The sequence below is a fragment of the Rhizobium sp. BK538 genome (assembly GCF_014197575.1).
In the GTDB taxonomy this organism is placed as follows: Bacteria; Pseudomonadota; Alphaproteobacteria; order Rhizobiales; family Rhizobiaceae; genus Rhizobium.
This window is the reverse complement of sequence record NZ_JACIFT010000021.1, coordinates 68,836-90,013: the sequence shown is the minus strand read 5'-3', so window position 1 is coordinate 90,013 and position 21,178 is coordinate 68,836. Positions and strand designations below refer to the sequence as shown.

The 21,178-nt window shown below is 60.0% G+C and carries 16 protein-coding genes; 2 read left to right on the top strand and 14 right to left on the bottom strand.

Annotation, left to right across the window (positions count from 1 at the left end; translation table 11 throughout):
- Positions 1–25 precede the first annotated feature (25 nt).
- Entirely contained in the window at positions 26–697 is a 672-nt protein-coding gene (locus FHX09_RS23300; protein WP_007793605.1) for a DsbA family oxidoreductase, read from the top strand.
- Positions 698–703: 6 nt separating this feature from the next.
- On the opposite strand, the gene mfd is transcribed toward FHX09_RS23300, so the two are convergent.
- Together mfd and FHX09_RS23290 are read right to left on the bottom strand one after the other, a co-directional pair.
- Positions 704–4,210: a transcription-repair coupling factor gene (gene mfd, locus FHX09_RS23295; RefSeq protein ID WP_184450729.1), complete on the bottom strand. Its 3,507-nt coding sequence runs from the start codon at positions 4,208–4,210 to the stop codon at positions 704–706.
- Positions 4,210–4,524 carry a succinate dehydrogenase assembly factor 2 gene (locus tag FHX09_RS23290; RefSeq protein ID WP_132591088.1) on the bottom strand — a complete coding sequence of 105 codons (315 nt, stop codon included), beginning with the start codon at positions 4,522–4,524 and terminating at the stop codon, positions 4,210–4,212. The genes mfd and FHX09_RS23290 overlap by 1 nt, the downstream gene beginning before the upstream one ends.
- 92 nt (positions 4,525–4,616) lie before the next feature.
- Between FHX09_RS23290 and recG the strand changes: the two genes are divergently transcribed.
- Entirely contained in the window at positions 4,617–6,722 is a 2,106-nt protein-coding gene (gene recG, locus FHX09_RS23285) for an ATP-dependent DNA helicase RecG (protein WP_184450728.1), read from the top strand.
- Positions 6,723–6,739: 17 nt separating this feature from the next.
- Here the strand turns inward: recG and FHX09_RS23280 are convergent, their stop codons facing one another.
- From FHX09_RS23280 to FHX09_RS23225, 12 genes are all read right to left on the bottom strand, one after another.
- Positions 6,740–7,444 (bottom strand): DUF502 domain-containing protein, encoded by a 705-nt coding sequence (locus FHX09_RS23280; protein WP_037082866.1) that lies wholly within the window; start codon positions 7,442–7,444, stop codon positions 6,740–6,742.
- Between the two features lie 121 nt (positions 7,445–7,565).
- Positions 7,566–9,392, bottom strand: a complete 1,827-nt coding sequence (glmS, locus tag FHX09_RS23275) for a glutamine--fructose-6-phosphate transaminase (isomerizing) (protein WP_132591092.1) — start codon at positions 9,390–9,392, stop codon at positions 7,566–7,568.
- A 105-nt stretch (positions 9,393–9,497) separates the two neighbouring features.
- On the bottom strand, positions 9,498–10,859 hold the full coding sequence (gene glmU, locus FHX09_RS23270) for a bifunctional UDP-N-acetylglucosamine diphosphorylase/glucosamine-1-phosphate N-acetyltransferase GlmU (RefSeq protein WP_184450727.1): 1,362 nt from the start codon (positions 10,857–10,859) through the stop codon (positions 9,498–9,500).
- Between the two features lie 81 nt (positions 10,860–10,940).
- Positions 10,941–11,693, bottom strand: a complete 753-nt coding sequence (locus FHX09_RS23265; protein ID WP_007793641.1) for a FadR/GntR family transcriptional regulator — start codon at positions 11,691–11,693, stop codon at positions 10,941–10,943.
- 15 nt (positions 11,694–11,708) lie between these two features.
- Positions 11,709–12,677 carry a galactofuranose ABC transporter, permease protein YjfF gene (gene yjfF / locus FHX09_RS23260; protein ID WP_132591096.1) on the bottom strand — a complete coding sequence of 323 codons (969 nt, stop codon included), beginning with the start codon at positions 12,675–12,677 and terminating at the stop codon, positions 11,709–11,711.
- Positions 12,674–13,693 carry an ABC transporter permease gene (locus FHX09_RS23255; protein ID WP_132591098.1) on the bottom strand — a complete coding sequence of 340 codons (1,020 nt, stop codon included), beginning with the start codon at positions 13,691–13,693 and terminating at the stop codon, positions 12,674–12,676. The genes yjfF and FHX09_RS23255 overlap by 4 nt, the downstream gene beginning before the upstream one ends.
- On the bottom strand, positions 13,690–15,213 hold the full coding sequence (gene ytfR, locus FHX09_RS23250) for a galactofuranose ABC transporter, ATP-binding protein YtfR (RefSeq protein ID WP_184450726.1): 1,524 nt from the start codon (positions 15,211–15,213) through the stop codon (positions 13,690–13,692). Before ytfR ends, FHX09_RS23255 begins: the two co-directional genes overlap by 4 nt.
- A gap of 121 nt (positions 15,214–15,334) precedes the next feature.
- Positions 15,335–16,297, bottom strand: a complete 963-nt coding sequence (ytfQ, locus tag FHX09_RS23245; RefSeq protein ID WP_007793656.1) for a galactofuranose ABC transporter, galactofuranose-binding protein YtfQ — start codon at positions 16,295–16,297, stop codon at positions 15,335–15,337.
- A 146-nt stretch (positions 16,298–16,443) separates the two neighbouring features.
- Positions 16,444–17,517, bottom strand: a complete 1,074-nt coding sequence (locus tag FHX09_RS23240) for a BMP family ABC transporter substrate-binding protein (RefSeq protein ID WP_007793659.1) — start codon at positions 17,515–17,517, stop codon at positions 16,444–16,446.
- A gap of 47 nt (positions 17,518–17,564) precedes the next feature.
- On the bottom strand, positions 17,565–18,482 hold the full coding sequence (locus tag FHX09_RS23235) for an ABC transporter permease (RefSeq protein WP_132591102.1): 918 nt from the start codon (positions 18,480–18,482) through the stop codon (positions 17,565–17,567).
- Positions 18,482–19,576 carry an ABC transporter permease gene (locus tag FHX09_RS23230; protein WP_132591104.1) on the bottom strand — a complete coding sequence of 365 codons (1,095 nt, stop codon included), beginning with the start codon at positions 19,574–19,576 and terminating at the stop codon, positions 18,482–18,484. Before FHX09_RS23230 ends, FHX09_RS23235 begins: the two co-directional genes overlap by 1 nt.
- Positions 19,566–21,140 (bottom strand): ABC transporter ATP-binding protein, encoded by a 1,575-nt coding sequence (locus FHX09_RS23225; RefSeq protein ID WP_132591106.1) that lies wholly within the window; start codon positions 21,138–21,140, stop codon positions 19,566–19,568. Before FHX09_RS23225 ends, FHX09_RS23230 begins: the two co-directional genes overlap by 11 nt.
- Positions 21,141–21,178 lie beyond the last annotated feature (38 nt).

Below are 21,178 nucleotides of genomic sequence, written 5' to 3'. Positions count from 1 at the left end.
GATTTCAGGAAAAAGGGAAAAGCCCATGGAACGCATTACCATCGACGTTGTCTCTGACGTCGTCTGCCCGTGGTGCTATCTCGGCAAGGCACGGTTGGAACTCGCGATTGCCGAAGTTCAGGACGAGGTCGGCGTCGACATCAACTGGCGCCCCTACCGCCTCAACCCCGACTATCCGCCGGAAGGCGTCGACCAGAAGAAGGCGCTCGAGCAGAAGCTTGGCGGTGCCGAGCGTGTCGCTCAAGGGCACAAGACGCTGAGTGAACTCGGTCGTGAGGTGGGTATCAAGTTCGACTTCGACGCGATCAAGATCGGTCCGAATACGCTGGATGCGCATCGTTTGATCCATTGGGCGATGGTTGAGGATCGAGAGAAGCAGGACCGTCTTGTCAATGCGCTCTTCAGAGCGAATTTCGAGGAAGGGCGCAATGTCGGCGACCATGCCGTCCTGCTCGATATCGCAGAGAAGGCCGGCATGGACCGAGCCGTCGTCTCCTCCCTGCTGGCGTCCGATGCGGACAAGGATCTGGTGATCGCGGAGATCGAGGCCGCGCAGAAGATGGGGGTGAACGGCGTCCCGTTCTTCATCTTCGATCAGCAGTATGCCGTCAGCGGTGCGCAGACGCCTGATGTGTTGGCGGGCGCGCTTCGCGACATCGCCAAGGCGAAGGCCGAAGCGCGCGCAGGCATGAACTGAACGTCCTTACGTCTTCGCCATTTCCGCGAGCTGCGTCATGATGACGGCTGCGCCCTGCAGCCTTTTTTCAGGCGTCGGCAAATCGCGCGTGAGGAACACGCTTTGGTCCGGTCGGATCTTCGCCATCGTTCCCTGCTTGGCGATATAGCCGACCAGGTTTGCAGGATTCGGAAACTCCTTGTTTCGGAACTGGATCACCACGCCCTTCGGACCTGCATCCAGCTTCTCGACGTTGGCGACGCGGCAGAGCGATTTCACATAGACGATCTTCAGGAGGTGTTGGACCTCGATCGGCATCGGACCAAAGCGGTCGATCATCTCGGCGCCGAAGGCGTCGATTTCCTTCAGTTCCGTAATCTCCCCGAGGCGGCGATAGAGTGCCATGCGCAGGTGCAAATCGGGCACGTAGCCATCCGGGATCATGACCGACGTTCCGACCGAGATCTGCGGCGACCAGCCGCTATCCTGGATCTCATCCACGCCCTTCACCTCGGCAACGGCCTCTTCCAGCATCTGCTGGTAAAGTTCGAAGCCGACTTCCTTGATATGGCCGGACTGCTCTTCGCCGAGCAGGTTGCCGGCGCCGCGAATATCGAGATCGTGGCTGGCAAGCTGGAAGCCGGCGCCCAGGGTATCGAGCGACTGCAGCACCTTGAGGCGACGTTCCGCCGTCGCCGTCAGCACCTTGTTGACCGGCAGCGTGAAGAGCGCAAAGGCGCGCACCTTGGAGCGCCCGACACGACCGCGAAGCTGATAGAGCTGCGCGAGGCCGAACATATCGGCCCGGTGGACGATCAGCGTATTGGCAGTCGGCACGTCGAGGCCGGATTCCACGATCGTCGTTGATAGCAGTACGTCATAGCGGCCATCGTAAAAGGCATTCATGATGTCCTCAAGTTCGCCGGCCGGCATCTGACCGTGCGCGACCGCGACCTTCAACTCCGGCACGTCAGACCGCAGGAACGCATGGACATCCTCCAGATCGGCGAGCCGCGGGCAGACATAGAAGCTTTGGCCGCCGCGATAATGCTCGCGCATCAGCGTTTCGCGGATGACAAGCGAATCGAACGGCGAAATGAAGGTACGAACAGCCATGCGGTCGACCGGCGGCGTCGTGATCAGCGACAGCTCGCGCACGCCAGTCATCGCAAGCTGCAGCGTGCGCGGGATCGGCGTTGCCGAAAGCGTCAGTACGTGGACGTCGCTCTTCAGCTCTTTCAGGCGCTCCTTGTGCTTGACGCCGAAATGCTGCTCTTCGTCGATGATCAGCAGCCCGAGATTGGCAAACTTGATCCCGGCGCCGAGAAGCGCATGGGTGCCGACGACGATATCCGTCTTGCCCTCCGCGACTTCCTTCTTCGTCAACGCCAGTTCCTTTGACCCGACGAGGCGCGAGGCCTGCTGGATGCGCACAGGCAAGCCGCGGAATCGCTCGGCGAAGGTCTTGAAGTGCTGGCGCGCCAGCAGCGTTGTCGGCACGACGACAGCAACCTGAATGCCGTTCATCGCGGCCACGAAGGCGGCACGAAGCGCCACCTCCGTCTTGCCGAAGCCGACATCGCCGCAGACGAGACGATCCATCGGTCGACCAGCCCCAAGGTCAGAGCGCACAGCCTCGATGGCGTTGTCCTGGTCTTCCGTTTCGTCATAGGGGAAGCGGGCGGCGAATTCGTCGTAGAGCCCTTCCGGTGTCGTCAACACTGGCGCATGGCGTGTCAGGCGTTCGGCGGCGATGCGGATCAGCGCGTCCGCCATGTCGAGCAGCCGTTTCTTGAGCTTGGCCTTGCGCATCTGCCATGCGCCGCCGCCGAGCTTGTCGAGCTGTGCTTCCGTCCCCTCGCCACCATAGCGTGACAGAAGATCGATGTTCTCGACCGGCAGGAACAGCTTCGCGTCATCTGCGTACTGCAGTTCGAGGCAGGCATGCGGTGCGCCGGCCGCTTCGATGGTCCGCAGGCCTACAAATCGACCAATACCATGCTGCGCGTGGACGACGACCGAACCTTCGTCGAGCCCGGCAACCTCGGAGATGAAATCGGCAGCGCGTTTGCGCCGCTTCGAACGCCGCACCATGCGGTCGCCGAGGATGTCCTGCTCGCCGATCACGACGAGATTGCCGACTTCAAATCCGGATTCGAGACTGAGTACGCTGGCCGCCGCCTCGCCTTTGGCAAGGCTGTCCATCTCCTTCAGTGCGTCGATCGGCTTCACGCGCTCGAGCCCGTGCTCGTTCAGTACCTGCAGCAGACGCTCCAGTGAGCCTTCCGTCCAGGCGGTAATCAGCACCTTCGCGCCGGATGAGCGCTTGTCGGCAATATGCTTGACGACAGCGTCGAACACATTAATGCGTTCGGCGTTGCCACCACCCTCAGCGTTAGAGCGTGCCCAACGCTCGCCCTGCCGGGCGTCGAGATTGACGACGCGACGCGCTTCCCCTTCATGCTCGTTGAAGGGTGAAATACGCATCGCATTGAACGCGTCGAGCGTGTTGGCGAAAGTCTTTCCGTCCAAGTAGAGTTGGCCGGGTGTCACGGGCTTGTAGGGTGTTCCTTGCGCCATCTGCCCCTTGCCGGGCTGTCCGGTATTCAGGCGGGCGTCATAATAGTCGAAGACAAGCTTGGAACGCTCCTCGGCAGCCTGGCGCACCGTGTGATCAGTGACCAGCCGAAAACCTTTGAGATAGTCAAACACCGTCTCCAGCTTCTCGTAGAAAAGCGGCAGCCAATGCTCCATGCCAGGATAGCGTCGCCCCTCCGATATGGCGAGATAGAGCGCATCGTCGCGTGTCGCCGCGCCGAACGAGGAGAGGTAGCCCTTGCGGAAACGGCTGATGGTATCGGGTGTCAGGGTAACTTCGCTCATCGGGTTGAGGTCGAGTGAGCGGACCTGCCCTGTTGTGCGCTGGCTTGCCGGATCGAAGCTGCGGATGCTTTCCAGCGTGTCGCCGAAGAAGTCGAGGCGAACAGGTTCCTCGGAACCCGGCACGAAGACATCCAGAATGCCGCCACGCACCGCATATTCGCCAACCTCGCGCACCGTAGCGACGCGGTCGAAGCCGTTGCGTTCCAACCGCCCGGCGATGTCGTCCATGCGCACGGTGTTTCCCGGACGTGCCGAGAACGCGAGGCTCTCGATGATCTCCTGCGGGGCGACCTTCTGCAGCATTGCATTAACGGTCACCAGCACGATCGCAGCGTGTGGCTTCTTGTGATGCGCGATCAGACCGCCCAGCGCCGCAAGACGGCGCGCAGATGTGTCGGCGCTCGGTGAAACGCGGTCGTAAGGAAGACAGTCCCAGGCCGGCAAGGTGAGGACCGGGGTCTCGGGGGCAACGAAGCCGAGCATCTGCTCCAGGTCCACCATCCGCTGGCCATCGGAAAGCACATAGGCGACCGGTTCGCCGGCGCGTGCCAGATTGGCCAGCAACAGAGCCTCCATACCTGTGGGCACGTTGCCGATCGTCAGCGGTTCGGCGACAACTGACAGCTTCTTTGCGTCAAGACCTGGGATCATTAGGCGTACCTGGGCAGGGCGTCGGCTGGATACTCGAAATCTGGCTTGTAAGCGGCAAGGCGCGCGAACATCGGCGTCTGGAAACGCTCGGGCACCGGCCATGTTCCCATGATCCAGCGCACGAGATCGTTATCCTCTTCGGCCATGATGGTTTCGAACTCGTCGAGCTCGGTCTCCGACAGGGTGGCGATCTCCTTCTCGGCGAACTGCCCGAAGACCAGATCCATCTCGCGGATACCGCGATGCCAGCAGCGAAAGAGAATTCGGCGGCGGCGCGGATCAAGATCGGCGCTCGAGAGTGACACACCCGTCATGGCATTACCTTCCTGTTGATGCGCCTCTATAGCCCCTCGAAAGCGGCTTGTCAGCCTTGCCAAGGCCGCATTGTTCATCGCATTTTGCCGCCATGCGCCCCGCCATACTCGATCCGCTGTTTTCGCCCGTTTCCGCCCTGCCCGGCGTCGGCCCAAAGATCGCCGAGCTGCTGGTAAAGCTGCTTGGGCGCGAAACACCTGACGAGACGCGCGTCGTCGATCTGCTGTTTCATGCGCCGCATTCCCTCATCGACCGCCGAAACCAGTCGGGTATCGCTCGCGCGCCTCACGGCGCCATTGTCACGGTCACGGCATGGGTGGATCGCCACCAGGCACCGCCGCGCGGCAAGAGCAACATTCCGTACCGCGTCATCCTGCACGACGAGACGGGCGAACTGACGCTTGTCTTCTTCCGCGGCCAAGCGGCATGGCTGGAAAAGCAGCTCCCCTTGGACGAGGAGGTAACCGTCAGCGGCAAGATTGACTGGTTTAATGGCCGTGCGTCGATGGTCCACCCCGACTACATCGTGAAGGCCAGCGAAGCCGAGAACCTGCCTCTCGTCGAGCCGATCTATCCACTCACCGCAGGTCTTTCCCCGAAGACCCTGCGCAAGATCATCGAAGCGGCGCTGCCGCGCACGCCGGAACTGCCAGAATGGATCGACTTGGCTCTAGCGCAGAAGCAGGGTCTGCCCTCGATATCAGATGCTTTCCACGGGCTGCACGAACCTCGCGATCCCTCGGATCTCGATGCACAAGCCCCTGCCCGTCGCCGTCTCGCCTATGACGAATTCCTCGCGGGCCAACTTTCGCTGAGCCTCGTCCGCCAACGCCTGCGCAAGGTCACCGGCCAGCCCGTGCACGCCACCGGTCAAGTCAGCAAGCAGATCCTCCAGGCCTTGCCGTTTTCGCCGACCAACAGCCAGAATGCCGCGATTGCCGATATCCTGAAGGACATGGCCGGCGATGACCGCATGCTGCGTCTGCTGCAGGGGGATGTCGGCTCGGGCAAGACGCTGGTCGCGCTGTTTGCGATGGCGGCTGTCATTGAAAGCGGCGGCCAGGCCGTCCTCATGGCGCCGACGGAAATCCTTGCCCGCCAGCACCACGCAACGATCTCGAAATTTGCCGCATCCGCGGGCCTCGGCATAGAGGTGCTTACCGGCCGCACCAAGGGGCGCGAACGCGAAGACATCCTGGAAAGGATTGGATCGGGAGAGGCCCAGATCGTCATCGGCACCCACGCGCTCTTTCAGGACAGCGTCAACTACCGCAATCTGATGCTGGCCGTCGTTGACGAGCAGCACCGCTTCGGCGTCCACCAGCGCTTACGGCTGACGGCGAAGGGGATCACGCCGCATATGCTTGTCATGACGGCTACGCCGATCCCGCGAACCCTGGTGCTCGCGGCCTTTGGCGATATGGATGTCTCCAAGCTGACGGAAAAGCCCGCCGGCAGGAAACCGATACAGACGATCACGATTCCGACCGAACGTACAGGCGAGATGGTCGGTCGCCTGAAGAGTGCTTTGGCAGAAGGCAAGAAGGTTTACTGGATCTGCCCGCTCGTCGAGGAATCCGAAGAAAGCGATCTGATGTCGGTGGACGAGCGTCATGCAACGCTCGTTTCCTCGCTCGGTCCGGGCATCGGCGTGATCCACGGCCGCATGAGCGGCCCGGAAAAGGATGCCGTGATGATGGCGTTCAAGAGTGGCGAAATCCGCCTGCTGGTCGCAACGACCGTGGTGGAAGTCGGCGTCGATATTCCCGATGCGACGATCATGGTGATCGAGCATGCCGAACGCTTCGGCCTGGCGCAGCTGCATCAGCTTCGCGGTCGTGTAGGACGCGGCGACGAGGCTTCGACCTGCATCCTGCTCTACAAGGGGCCGCTTGGCGAAACGGGTCATGCGCGCCTGTCGATCATGCGCGAAACCGAAGACGGCTTCCGCATCGCGGAGGAAGACCTGAAACTGCGCGGCGAAGGCGAACTACTTGGCACGCGGCAATCGGGAACACCGGGCTTTCGCATCGCAAGCCTGGAGGCGCATGCCGACCTTCTTGAGATTGCCCGCCGCGATGCCGCCTATCTGATCGAGCGCGATCCGGATCTGACCGGCGAGCGCGGCAAGGCCGTGCGCACCCTGCTCTACCTGTTCCGCCGCGACGAGGCGATCCGCTTCCTGCATGCGGGGTGAGCCGACGCGGCGCCGTGCTACATCTCGATGGGTGCCGGCAGGGGCTTGCGTGTCCGTTCCGGTTTCGCCATGCGCCCGGCAAGCTCTTCCGGCGTGACCAGACCACCGGAGATCAAAAGTTTTGCGGCGTCCTCCGGTGACATGTCGAGCGGAACGATCTTTTCGCGCGGCGTGAAGATCAGAAATCCTGCAGTCGGCACCGGCGTTGGAGGCAGGAACACGCAGACCATATCCTCGCCCATCGCCTTGAACTTCGTCGCGATCTCGCCTTTAGCATCCGTTGATATGAAGACGAGCGCCCAGAGGCCCGGGCTGGGATACTCGATGAGGCCGACCTTCTTGAACGAATTTGTCTTATCCTTCAGCACGGTCTCGAAAATCTGCTTCACGCTCTGATAGATGCTGCGCACAAGTGGCACGCGCCGCACCAGCGATTCGCTGAACTGAACGATACTCTGGCCGATCAGGTTCTTACCGAGGAAGCCGATAAGCGTGATCGCGACAAGCGCAATCAGCAGCCCTGAGCCTGGCACCGCAAAGTTCAGGTAATTATCCGGGTCGTAGCGAGCCGGCAGGTACGGCTTAACCCAGCTGTCCGCCCACCGCACCACCGACCATGTCAGCCACAGCGTAATGGCGACCGGCGCACAAATGATGAGTCCCGCCAGAAAGTTGTTCCTGATGCGAGTGGCTATCGGCAATCGGGGCAGTTTTTCCGTCATCGCGTGCTGATAACTCCGTTGAGCAGGCCGGCTATCGGAAATCAGCTCCCTCATGCTTTCCTATCTGAAAAGCTGCCAGAAATTGCCAAGCCGCACAAGTCTTCAGGGGCCGCACAAGCGGTCACTCCACCGTGACCGACTTTGCTAGATTGCGTGGCTGATCGACGTCCGTGCCCATGAAAACGGCGGTATGGTAGGCAAGCAGTTGGATCGGCAGTGAGAAGATCATCGGTGCGATGATCTCGTTGACATCAGGCAGCACGATCGTCGCCATCGTAGGCAGCTTCGATGCCGCCGCGCCTGCCTCGTCGGTAATGAAAATGATGCGCCCGCCACGCGCGGCGACTTCCTGCATATTCGATACAGTCTTGTCAAAGAAGCGGTCAAACGGCGCGATCACAATGACCGGCATGTTTTCGTCGATCAGCGCAATCGGCCCGTGCTTGAGTTCGCCTGCGGCGTAACCTTCGGCATGGATATAGGAGATTTCCTTGAGCTTGAGCGCCCCTTCCATGGCAAGCGGGAAACTCGTGCCACGACCGAGATAGAGGACGTCGCGGCATTTCGAAAGCTCGCGCGACAGGCTCTCCATCTGCGGTTGGACGAGGTTCAGCACGCGGCTCATGATACGCGGCATTTCAGCGAGATGGCGGACCAGTTCCCTTTCCTGCTCCGCGCCGATCGTTCCCCTTGCCTTGCCGGCGCCGAGTGCCAGCGATGCCAGGACGGCCAACTGGCAGGTGAAAGCCTTCGTGGAGGCAACGCCTATCTCTGGGCCTGCCATGATCGGGAAAACGGCATCCGACTCACGGGCTATGGTCGATTCCTTGACGTTGACCACTGCCCCGATCCTCAGTCCGTTCTCCTTGCAGTAACGGAGCGATGCTAGCGTGTCTGCCGTCTCGCCCGACTGCGAGATGAAGAGCGCGGCCTGCGAGGGCGAAAGCGGCATTTCGCGATAACGGAACTCGGATGCGACGTCGATCTCGACCGGCAGACGCGCGTAGCGCTCGAACCAGTATTTGCCGACGAGGCCGGCGAGATAGGCGGTTCCGCATGCCGAGATTGCCAGGCTGCTTGTGGCCTTGAAGTCGATCGCGTTGACGTTGTCGCTTATCGTGTTGCTCGCGAAGTCAACGTACTGGCTGAGGGCGTGCGAGATGACCTCAGGCTGCTCGTAGATTTCCTTCTCCATGAAGTGCCGGTGATTGCCCTTGTCCACCACGTAGGCAGTCGTCTGTGATATCTGCCGCGGGCGCTTCACCTCGTTGCCGGAGAAGTCGAGGATTGTCGCGCCGTCTCGCGTAAGTACGGCCCAGTCTCCATCGACGAGGTAGGTGACCTCATTGGTGAAGGGCGAAAGCGCGATCGCATCCGAGCCTAAGAACATTTCGCCTGAGCCGTAGCCCACCGCAAGTGGTGGGCCGGATCGTGCCGCCATGATCGTGTCGGGGGCGTTCTGGAGCATGATCGCAAGCGCGTAGGCGCCGGTTACCCGGTTCAGCATCTTGAGCATCGCCGCGCGGGGCTCGAGGCCGTCACGGAGATACTTCGCCATGAGGTGGGCGACGACCTCGGTGTCTGTCTGCGTCTCAAAGACGGCACCCTCGGCGGTCAACTCGTCACGCAGTTCGGAGAAGTTCTCGATGATGCCGTTATGGACGACCGCAACGCCCTCGACGAAATGCGGGTGTGCGTTGATCTCGTTGGGAACACCATGCGTAGCCCAGCGCGTGTGCGCAATGCCGATCGCTCCCGGCAGTGGGTCGCCGTCGAGGCGCTTTTCGAGATTGAAGAGCTTCCCCTCGGCGCGGCGACGCGCCATCTCGCCGTTATGTATGGTGGCGACACCCGCCGAGTCATAGCCACGGTACTCGAGCCGCTTCAGCGCATCAACGAGACGCCCTGCAACTGGGCTGCTTCCAACGATTCCAACAATACCGCACATAAAAGTCCCCAAAGCCTTCCGTGTTGGAGGCCACTCGTAACGATTCTGTCTTTTTTCTCAATGGCCTCGGCGGTCACTTTCGGTTTCCGCGCGTTACGCGGAGGCTTATGCCTTGGCCTTCTTTGCAGCTTTGATCGCCAGTGCGCGTTCGCGGAGCATGGTTGCCCTGCCCGGCTTCAGTTCCTGGCGAGCACGGCCAAAGGCCAGCGCATCGGCAGGAACATCCACGGTGATGACGCTGCCGGAGGCCACGTAAGCGTTGTCGCCAATGCTGACTGGCGCCACAAGCGAGGAGTTCGATCCGATGAAGGTGTTCGCCCCAATCAGTGTTTCGTGCTTGTTCACGCCGTCATAGTTGCAGGTAATCGTGCCGGCACCGATATTCGCCCCGGCACCGATCTTCGCGTCGCCGATGTAGGTGAGGTGATTGACCTTAGCCCCCTCACCAATCTTCCCGTTCTTAACTTCGCAGAAATTGCCGACTTTCGAGCCGTTGGCGAGATCGGCACCCGGCCGCAGGCGAGCGAACGGGCCGACGGCTGCGCCGGCGCTGACATGCGCGCCTTCGATGTGCGAGAATGCATGAATGACAGCGCCGCCGTCGATTGTCGCGCCGGGGCCGAAGACGACGTTCGGCTCGATCAGCGCGTCTTGCCCGATTGCAGTGTCGTAGGAAAGAAACACGGTCTCCGGTGCGATCATCGTCACGCCAGCGATCATCATCTCGTGGCGTCGGCGCTCTTGCCACAGCCGCTCGATCACGGCGAGTTCCGCGCGATTGTTGCAGCCGGTCATTTCGATTTCGGGTGCGTCGACAGCGGTGACACGGCCGCCGACGGAACGGGCAATTTCCACGAGATCGGTCAGGTAGTATTCGCCCTTAGCATTGGCGTTGCCGATGCGGGATAGGAGATCGAGTGCCTTGCGGCCGTTGATCGCCATCAGGCCGCTATTGCACCATTTCACGGCACGTTCGGCATCTGTGGCATCCCTTTCCTCGCGGATGGCGATCAGTTCGCCATCCTTGACGAGCAGGCGGCCGTAGCCGGTCGGGCTGTCTGCATGAAAGCCGATGACCACCACATCGCTGCCCTCGGCAAGGCCCTGCCGTGCCGCCTTGAGCGGTCCCTCGGTCTGCAACGGAACATCGCCGTAGGTCACTATAATATCGTCATATCCGCGCGCAATCGCCTCTCGCGCTGCCAGGACCGCATGACCGGTGCCGAGTCGCTCCATCTGCAGGTAGGTTTCGATTTTGACATTCCCGACTTGGGCAGCCTTCGCCACTTCGTCAGCGTCGCGCCCGACGACGAGCGCGACCGATGAAATGTTGCTCTTTGCCACGGCATCCATAACATGGGCGATCATCGGTCGGTTTGCGACCGGATGCAGCACTTTCGATTTCGACGACTTCATTCGCGTGCTATCACCTGCAGCGAGAATGACGGCGAGGCAAGTGCGTTCCATGGTCTGCTCCGAGAATCCGTTGTGTGCGGCCTTGGCTGCCTCATAGCAGCAAGGCACGGGCGGGACAAAGCTCAAAATGGATCAGGCGGATGCCTTGCTCATCGCCGCATAGGCGTCGCGGACGTGATCGCGGCCGTCGATGATCACAATCTCCATGGCCTTTCGGGCGCCTTCAACATCGCCGGCGACGATCGCCTCGACGATGCGCATATGCGTATCGGCTATGTCTGAAAAGCCGTTCTGCGAGGGCGGTGTACTGATGCGGAACATGCCCACCAGCGCTGCCTCGATCAGACTCCCCAACGTTCGCATAAAGGGGTTGTGAGAGGCATCGGCTATGGCGAGGTGGAAATGCAGGTCGGCGAGAGCGAGGCTTTCGCTGGTATGGCCCAGAGCCGCCATCTCCGTTGCCAGCTCACGCAGGTTCTCAATGTCTTCCTTGCTCGCCCGCTCGGCGACGAGACCGGCGGCAAACGGCTCGAACGCTAGCCGGATGTCGTAAAGCTGCAGAAGGAATTCCTCCGTCACGCCGCTGTCGAAATGCCAGGCTATGATCTCACTGTCGAACATGTTCCAGAGGTTTTTTTCCGTCACGCGCGTGCCAACGCGAGCCTTGGCGACGATCATGCCTTTTGCAGCAAGCGTTTTCATCGTTTCGCGAAGGACGGTGCGTGAGACCTTGAAGCGCTGCGCAAGTTCGGCGTCACCCGGCAGAATGCTTCCGACAGGATAGGTTCCAGCAACGATCGCCCTGCCGAGCTCATCCACGACCTGTGCATGGCTCGTTCGCGATTTACGCCCCGTTTTTCCGGTCTCAAGCAATCTATTGCGCAACGAATACCTCCCCGCTCAGGCATACCTCTTATTCATACTGGAAAGGAAGAGAATAACCTTCTGCATTAGAATGAATGCAAAAAGCAAAAGGCCTATCAAGATCTTCGTCCACCAGCTCGAGAGTGTCCCGTCGAAGGTGATATAGGTCTGAATGAGGCCCTGTATCAGGATACCGATGAAGGTACCTGCCACGAATCCCGCCCCTCCGGTCAACAGCGTTCCCCCAATGACGACTGCTGCGATCGCATCAAGTTCGACGCCGACTGCTGCCAGAGAATAACCGGCCGACGTATAGAGCGAAAAAACGATTCCGGATAGACCGGCAAGAAAGCCGGATAATGCATAGATCTGGATCGTCGTGCGCCCGACTGGAACGCCCATGAGCTGCGCCGTCTGTGGGCCGCCGCCGAGCGCATAGACATTGGTACCGAAGCGCGTGCGATGCGCCAGGAATATGCCGGCGACAAAGACCAGAAGCATGACGCCGCCGATCAGCGTTAGCCGACCACCACCCGGCATCCTGTAGTAGAGGCTTGTCAGCGTTGTGTAGTAGTCGTGATTGATCGGAATGCTGTCGATCGATAGCACGAAGGCCATGCCGCGTGCCAGGAACATGCCGGCGAGCGTCACGATGAAAGCCGGCATTTCCAGATAGTGAATGATCGCGCCCATTACCGCGCCGAAGGCGGTTGTGATGATTAGCACCAACACAAACGCAACGAGCGGATGGATTGTGGTGTTTTGCAGGATGACGGCCAGGAAGACACCGGTGAACGCAATGATGGAGCCGATTGAGAGGTCGATGCCGCCCGAGATGATGACAAACGTCATGCCGACCGCTGCGATGCCGAGAAAGGCATTGTCGGTCAATAGATTGCCGATCACGCGGGTGGACAGAATGTTGGGATACTGCAACGTGCAGATTGCGTAGGAGAGAACGAAGATCACGACCGTTGCAAGGAGAGGAAGATATTTCGAGTTCATTGAATCTGCCCTTCCCTGACGCTGCTCGGTCGTCGGCTGAGAACCACGGCCACCGATTGAACCGCTGGCGACTGAATGACGAGGATCACGATGACGATCACCGCCTTGATGATCAGGTTGAATTCCGGCGGGAATCCTGAGAGCAGAATGCCGGTGTTCACAGCCTGAATGATCATTGCGCCGATCAATGAGCCGAGGATGCTGAAGCGCCCGCCAAGCAGGGAATTGCCGCCTACGACGACAGCCAGGATCGCGTCGAGTTCAAGCCAGAGACCGGCATTGTTTGCATCCGCCCCCTTGATATCGGCTGCTACAATGATGCCGGCAATCGAGGCGCAAAGGCTGCTCAGCATATAAACAGCCATCAGCAGCACCGGCGTTCGCACGCCGGAAAGCATGCTTGCACGGCGATTAATGCCGGTTGCTTCGATCAGCATGCCAAGCGCCGTGCGCCTCACGAGCAGTATTACCAGGGTGCCCATGACCAACCATATGATGACAGGCATGGGCAGGAACGCGAAGGAGCCGCTGCCGAGCGCGATCAGCCCTTCATCGTTGAAGGTCATGATGACGCCTTCGGTGATGAGCTGTGCGATCCCGCGTCCGGCAACCATCAGGACAAGCGTGGCGATGATCGGCTGGATATTGAGGACGGCGACCAGAAAGCCGTTCCATACCCCGCAAAGCAGCCCGACCCCGATCGTTACCAGCAGTGTCATGGCAAGCGAATGACCGGATACGATGGATGATGCGGCAACGGCACCGCAGATCGCGATCACAGCGCCGACCGAAAGGTCGATCCCCTTCGTTGCAATCACGAGCGTCATGCCGATTGCCAGCAAGGCGACCGGCGCGCCGCGGTTCAGCACATCGATCAGGCTGCCGTAAAGCCGATCATTCTGAACTACGACATTAAAGAATTGCGGGAACATCATGAAATTCAAGATGAGAATGACCGCAAGAGCGATGAGCTGCGGCGCCAGCCGAATCAGCAGTGCATTGAGCGACGATCTCATGCGTCCTCCGTCTTCTTTTGGGCGGCGGCGATGGCGTCGACAATGCGCGCTGTGCTGACATTGTCGCCCGTCAGTTCCGCGACGTGCTCGCGATCGCGAAGGACCAAGATACGTGAGCTATAGGCGATAAGTTCTTCCAATTCCGAAGAAATAACGATCAGCGACATACCCTTCGCGCAGAGATCTTCGATCAACCGGATAATCTCGGCATGTGCGCCGACGTCGATCCCGCGGGTCGGTTCGTCGAGGATCAGGAAGTCCGGATTGGTGGCCAGCCAGCGCGCAAGGATCGCTTTCTGCTGGTTGCCGCCCGACAGCAGACGTATCGGCTTCTCCCTGTCCGTCGTGCGGATGTCTAGGGCATTGATGTAACGATCCGCCAGGGCATTTTGATCGGCGCGAGAAATCGGCCGCGCCCAGCCCCTGCGCGCCTGCAGCGCTAGAGCGATATTCTCGCGAATGGAAAGGTCGCCGATAATCCCGTCCGTCTTGCGATCCTCCGGACAGAAACCGAATCCGCTGCGGATGGCAGCACGTGGATTCGACAGCGTAACCTGCTTACCGTCGACTTGTGCGGTTCCGCTGTCAGCCTGCTCGATCCCGAAAAGCAACTCGGCAGTCTCTGTGCGACCGGAGCCGAGCAAGCCTGCAACGCCCACCACCTCACCGACGCGGACTTCGAGGTCGAACGGCTTCACCTTGCCACGCTTGCCGTAGCCTTTAAACCTGTATTTGACCGGGCCGGCAGTAACCGAATGCGCCCGCGCTGTTGCTTCGGCATTCGCCAATTCATGACCGAGCATCATCGAGATCAGGCTCTGGCGAGACAGCTCGGATGTTTCGCGGGTGCCCACTAGCTTGCCATTTCTGAGTACTGTGATGCGATCACTGACCTCGTAAACCTGCTCTAAGAAATGAGTAATAAAGACAATACCAAGGCCGCGTTCTTTCAAGTTTCGCATGATGCGAAAGAGCATCGCGACTTCCTGCGTGTCGAGGCTTGCAGTCGGCTCGTCGAGAATGAGGACTTTGCCGGACAAATCGACCGCGCGGGCGATCGCCACGACCTGCTGCACGGCGACCGAAAACCGATCGAGCTGTGCAGTCACATCGACGTCTATTCCATACTGATCAAGGAGTGCCCGCGCCTGCCGGTTCATCGCGCGTGCATCGATCATGCCGAACCGCTTGGGTTGACGGCCGAGGTATAGGTTCTCGGCGATGCTCAGATTGGGGAGGAGATTAACCTCCTGATACACGGTGCCGATGCCGAGTTTTTGAGCCGCGAGCGTATCGGACGGATTGATCTCGGTGCCGTCGAGAGCGAGCCTGCCCTGGTCGCGGTGATAAGCACCCGTAACGCATTTGATGAGCGTCGATTTTCCGGCGCCGTTTTCGCCCAGAAGCGCATGCACCTCGCCCTTGCGCAGCGAGAAATCGACCTTGTCGAGCGCAATGGCGCCGGGGAAGAATTTCGATACTCCGGAGGCAGTTAGAACGTTCTCGAAATCGTTAATCATGAAAGCGGCTTTTCCTGATAGGGACCGACAACGCCGCGCCGTGGACGGACATGAAATCCCGACTGGCATTCGGCAGTTCCGCACCGGCCCGTGATGGACCGGTGCGGCTCTAGCGTCAAAATCAGTAGCCGAGGTTCTTCTTTGACTCGTAGACCTTCATCGGGTCATCAGCCGGCGTATAGAGCTTCGATTCCGTCTGGATCCACTTCGGCGGAGCCTTCTTGTCCTTCAGGTAGGCGTCGAGCACGTCGAATGCGGGACCTGCCATGTTCGGCGTCAGCTCCACGGTCGCGTTCGCCTCTCCTGCAGCCATGGCCTTGAAGATATCAGGAACGGCGTCGATCGAGACGACGAGGATGTCCTTGCCCGGCTTTAGACCGGCTTCCTTGATCGCCTGGATGCCGCCCACGGCCATGTCATCATTGTGGGCGTAGAGCGCGCAGATTTCCTTGCCGCCGTTCTCAGCCTTTAGGAAGCTTTCCATGACTTCCTTGCCTTTGGTGCGGGTGAAGTCGCCGGTCTGGCTGCGAACGATCTTGAAGTTTGCCTTGCCCGCGATGGCCTCCTCGAAGCCCTTCTTGCGGGCGATGGCCGGCGAAGAACCCGTCGTGCCCTGAAGCTCGACAATGTTGCAGGCCTTGTCGCCAACGGTCTTTACAAGCCAGTCACCGGCAACCTTGCCCTCATGAACCTGGTCAGAAGTGACAGCGGTCAGGTAAAGGTCTTCAGGTGCCTTGATCGTCCGGTCGAGCAGAATCACCGGGATTTCCGACTCCTTCGCTTCCTTCAGAACCGCGTCCCAACCAGTCTCAACGACCGGGGCCAGGAAGATAGCATTGACGCCCTGGGCGATGAAGGAGCGGATCGCCTTGATCTGGTTTTCCTGCTTCTGCTGCGCGTCAGCAAACTTCAGGTCCACACCACGCTTCTTGGCCTGTTCCTTCGTGACGGTGGTTTCGGCAGCGCGCCAGCCGGATTCTGAGCCGATCTGCGAAAAACCTACTACCAGCTCTGCAGCCGATGCAGAGCCGAACATGCAGGCAGCCAGAACCGTGGCACCCAAGAGTGCAGTCTTCAATTTCATGATTTCCTCCCAAAGCCGCCTCCCGCGGCACGCATAGGAAAAAATCATATAGTATTACTTTTGTAAATGCACTTTTTGGTATGCGATGCAGAAAAAAAGGCGCTCGAAACGAGCGCCTTTTCGCATGTGCTAATTGCTTGCCGAAATCACTTCGGCAGCTTGTCGTCCACGCCTTCGACGTAGAAATTCATACCGAGAAGCGTGCCGTCTTCAGCCTTCTCGCCGGCCTTGAGCCACGGCGTACCATCCTGCTTGTTGATCGGGCCGGTGAAGGGATGCAATTCGCCCGACTTGATCTTGGCCTCGGTTTCCTGCGCCATCTTCTTCACGTCATCAGGCATATTCGTATAGGGCGCCATCGTCAGAATGCCGTCCTTCAGGCCGTCCCAAATCTGTTCGGACTTCCAGCTGCCGTCCAGCAGTTCCTTGGTGCGCTTGATGTAATAAGCCCCCCAGGTGTCGACGATCGCCGTCAGCTGGGTCTTCGGACCCGCCGCGATCATGTCGGATGCCTGGCCGAAAGCCGGGATACCGCGCTCCGCTGCCACCTGCATCGGCGCCGTGGTGTCGGTATGCTGGGTCAGGATGTCGACGCCCTGGTCGATCAGCGCCTTGGCGGCATCAGCTTCCTTGCCAGGGTCAAACCAGGTGTTGGCCCATACGACCTTGAGCTTGAAGTCCGGATTGACCGACTTCGCGCCGAGTTCGAAGGCGTTGATGCCCATCACGACTTCCGGGATCGGGAAGGAGGCGATGTAGCCGGCAAGACCTTTCTTGGACATCTTCGCGGCGATCTGGCCTTGAATGTAGCGGCCTTCATAGAAGCGGGAATTGTACGTCGACACGTTCGGTGCTGCCTTGAAACCGGTGGCGTGCTCGAACTTCACCTTCGGAAACTTCTGGGCGACCTTCATCGTGGCATCCATGAAGCCGAACGACGTCGTGTAGATCAGGGCGCAGCCGGAGCGCGCCATGCGCTCGATCGCGCGCTCCGCATCCGGGCCCTCCGGGACGCTTTCGAGGAACGGCGTTTCGATCTTGTCCCCGAGCTCCTTCTCCAGAGCTTGACGGCCGAGGTCGTGCGCCTGCGTCCAGCCGCCGTCAGTGCGGGTGCCGACGTAGATGAAGCAGACCTTGGTCTTGTCGGCAGCCTGTGCAGCGGAGCCGACGCTCATGACTAGTGCGGCAGTTGCCGCAAGTGCGAGTGCTAGTTTCTTCATTTTAACCCCTGTTGGTTGGAAGCTTTGAAACTTGTTGTTCTTGTTCGTCACCGGTCAGGCACAAACGCCTTGCCAAGCGATGCCGGCGTGTTGATCAACGTCGTGCGCCGATTATGAGAAATGATGATGAGGACGACAATAGTCGCTGCGTAGGGCAGCATCGAAAGAAGCTGTGAGGGAATGCCGATGCCGAAGGCCTGCGCGTGCAACTGGCCGATCGTGACTGCCCCAAAGAGATAACCGCCGGCAAGAACCCGCCATGGCCGCCATGAAGCAAAGACGACAAGCGCCAGAGCGATCCAGCCGCGGCCGGCGGACATGTTCTCTACCCATTGCGGTGTATAGACGAGCGAAAGCTGTGCTCCAGCGAGTCCCGCGCAGGCGCCGCCGAACATAACCGCCAGATAACGCGTTCGAATGACGCCGATGCCGAGCGCATGCGCCGAGCCGTGATTGTCGCCAATCGCGCGCAGCTTGAGCCCGGCGCGGCTCTTGAAGAGGAACCAGTTGATGGCGATCACCAGCACGATCGAAAGGTAGAACACAAGATCCTGGCGGAAGAGCACCGCGCCAAGAAAGGGAATGTCGGAAAGATAGGGAATGTAAATCTGCGGCACTTTGATGCCTGGCACGCCAACATAGCTTTCGCCCAGCATGCCGGAAGCGCCAAGCCCTAGGATCGTCAGCGCAAGACCTGTCGCCACCTGATTGGTCACGAGCGTCAGGGTTAGGAAACCGAAGAGAAGCGAAAAGAGCGCGCCAACCGCAATTCCGGCTAGCAGGCCGATATAGGGCGAGCCGGTCGCCTGTGCTGCCGCAAAGGCGCCGACGGCGCCCATGATCATCATTCCTTCGACGCCGAGGTTCAGGACGCCGGCGCGCTCTGTCACGAGTTCGCCGAGTGCAGCGATGACCAAAGGTGTCGCCGCCGTCATCACCGTCAGAAGGATAGCTTCGAAAATCATTAGGCACTCTTTCCGATGGCCGAATGCACGCGCGACCAGACGATCCTGATCTTGTAGTAGATCAAAGTGTCGCAAGAGAGCACGAAGAACAGCAGCAACCCCTGGAACATGCGCGTTACTTTGTCCGACACGCCGAGCGACAGTTGTGCGGCCTCGCCACCGAGGTAGGTCAGGGCAAGCACAAGGCCCGAAGCAATGATGCCCAGTGGATTGAGCCGCCCCAGGAAGGCGACGATGATCGCAGTAAAACCGTATCCCGGCGAGATCGCCGGCTGCAAATGCCCGATCGAACCCGATACTTCCGAGATACCTGCGAGGCCGGTGAGTGCGCCCGAGAAGAGGAAGCTGAACCAGATCATCTTGCGCGACGAGAAGCCCGCAAAGCGCCCGGCCCTTTCGGCCTGCCCGAGCACCACGATCTCGAAGCCCCGCAGCGTGTATTTCATCATGAACCAGACAAGAACCGCTGCGATGATCGCAAAGGCGAACGCCCAGTGAGCGCGCCCCGACTCTTCCCATATGGCGGGAAGGACTGCCTCAGGCGCAAAGTCGCGTGATACCGGGAAATTCATGCCCTGCGGGTCTCGCCAGGCGCCGCGAACCAGCCAATCGAGAAACAGCTGGGCGATGTAGACCAGCATCAGGGATGTGAGGATTTCGTTGGTGTTGAAGTGTGCCTTGAGCAGTGCCGGAATGGCGGCGAACAGCGCCCCGCCGATCGCTCCAATGATGAGCATCAGTGGCAGGACCACCGGCGAATGCCAATCGTAAAAGACGATCGGCAAGATCGATCCTGCGATTGCGCCCATCGTGAACTGGCCCTCGGCGCCGATGTTCCAGTTGTTCGACCGATAACAGACGGAGAGGCCGACGGCGATCAAGATCAACGGTCCCGCCTTGACGGCCAGTTCATGCAGTGACCAGACCTCCATTAGTGGCTCGATAAAGAAAGCGTCGAGCGCCTCGATCGGATTCTTGCCAAGCAGCGCGAACATGATCACGCCAGCGATCAATGTCAGACCAAGTGCCAGCAGAGGCGAGACGAAGCCGTAGAGCTTCGAGGCCTGCGGTCGCTTTTCGAGTTCAATGCGCATTGGCCGTCTCCGATGCGGTCTTGCTTTCATGCAGGCCGCCCATCAAAAGGCCAATCTTCTCCCGGGACAGTTCTCCCGCCGGGAAGGGCTGAGAAAGTCGCCCCTCAGAAATCACGGCAATCTCCGTTGCGACTTCGAATATTTCGTCAAGATCTTGACTGATGACGACGACTGCGGAACCGTTGCGCGCCAGGTCGACAAGAGCCTGACGAATGCGGCTCGCTGCTCCGGCATCGACGCCCCAGGTCGGCTGGTTGACAACGAGAACCGTCGGCTGGCGGTCGAGTTCGCGGCCAACGATAAACTTCTGCAGGTTTCCGCCGGAAAGCGAGCCTGCCGCCGGGTCCTCGCCGCTTTTACGCACATCCATCGCCTCGGCGATCCGTTTTGTCGCGGTCTTGACGGCGCCGCGGCGGATTACCTTAAGAAAAGCGCCGCCAAGAAAGGCTTTGCGGTCGGATTGGCTGCGTGCCAGCACAAGATTGTCAGAGAGCTTCATGGCCGAGACGGCCGCGTGGCCATGGCGTTCTTCCGGCACGAAACCGGCGCCAAGCAGGCGGCGAGCCGTGATGCCCTGGGTACCGACGGCTTTCTTGCGGATCATGATCGCATCCGGCGAACTCACTGGATATTCTCCCGAAAGCGCATCGAAGAGTTCACCTTGCCCGTTTCCGGCAACGCCCGCGATCGCCAGGATTTCGCCGGAGCGGACCGCCAGAGACACCTCCCTCAGTGGCATCGCGAAGGGGGTGCGTGCGGCAACGGAAAGATTGGTTACCGCAAGCTGGACATCGCCCTTGTTGCCGCGGTCAGGATGCGTAACGGTCGCGACGTCGCTGCCAACCATCATGCGGGCGAGAGAAGCTGGCGTCTCCTGACGTGGGTCGCAGGCACCCGTGACTCTGCCGTTGCGCAAGACGGTCGCGCGGTCGCAGATGCGCTGAACTTCTTCCAGCCGATGGCTGATGTAGAGGACCGATTTACCTTCGGCCTTCAGCTTGAAGAGCGTTTCGAAAAGCTTGTCAGCCTCCTGCGGCGTCAGCACCGAGGTTGGCTCATCAAGGATAATGAGTTTGGGGTTTTGCAGCAACGCGCGGACGATCTCGATGCGCTGGCGTTCGCCGACGGAGAGATCGGCAACGTGGGCATAGGGATCGAGCGGCAAGCCATAGGCGCGCGAGAGCGCCCTTGCCTCTTGCGCAATCCTGCCGATTGGAATGCTGTCGTCGAGCGAAAGCGCGATGTTTTCAGCGACGGTCAGCGCCTCGAAGAGCGAGAAATGCTGAAAGACCATGCCGATGCCAAGCTTGCGGGCGTCGCCCGGCGAACCGATCGAAACCGGCTGGCCTTCCCACAGGATATTGCCCTCGGTCGGCTCGAGCACGCCGAACAGCATCTTGACGAGCGTCGATTTGCCGGCGCCGTTTTCACCAAGGAGAGCATGGATTTCGCCAGGGGCGATATCGAGGTCGATGTGGTTACAGGCAGCAAAGCTGCCGAAGAGTTTCGTCAGTTGCTGAACCGACAATAACGCACCGGAACCCGGCACATCAGATAACGACACGTTCCCCTCATTTCCCTCTGCCGACCCTGCCCGTTCGG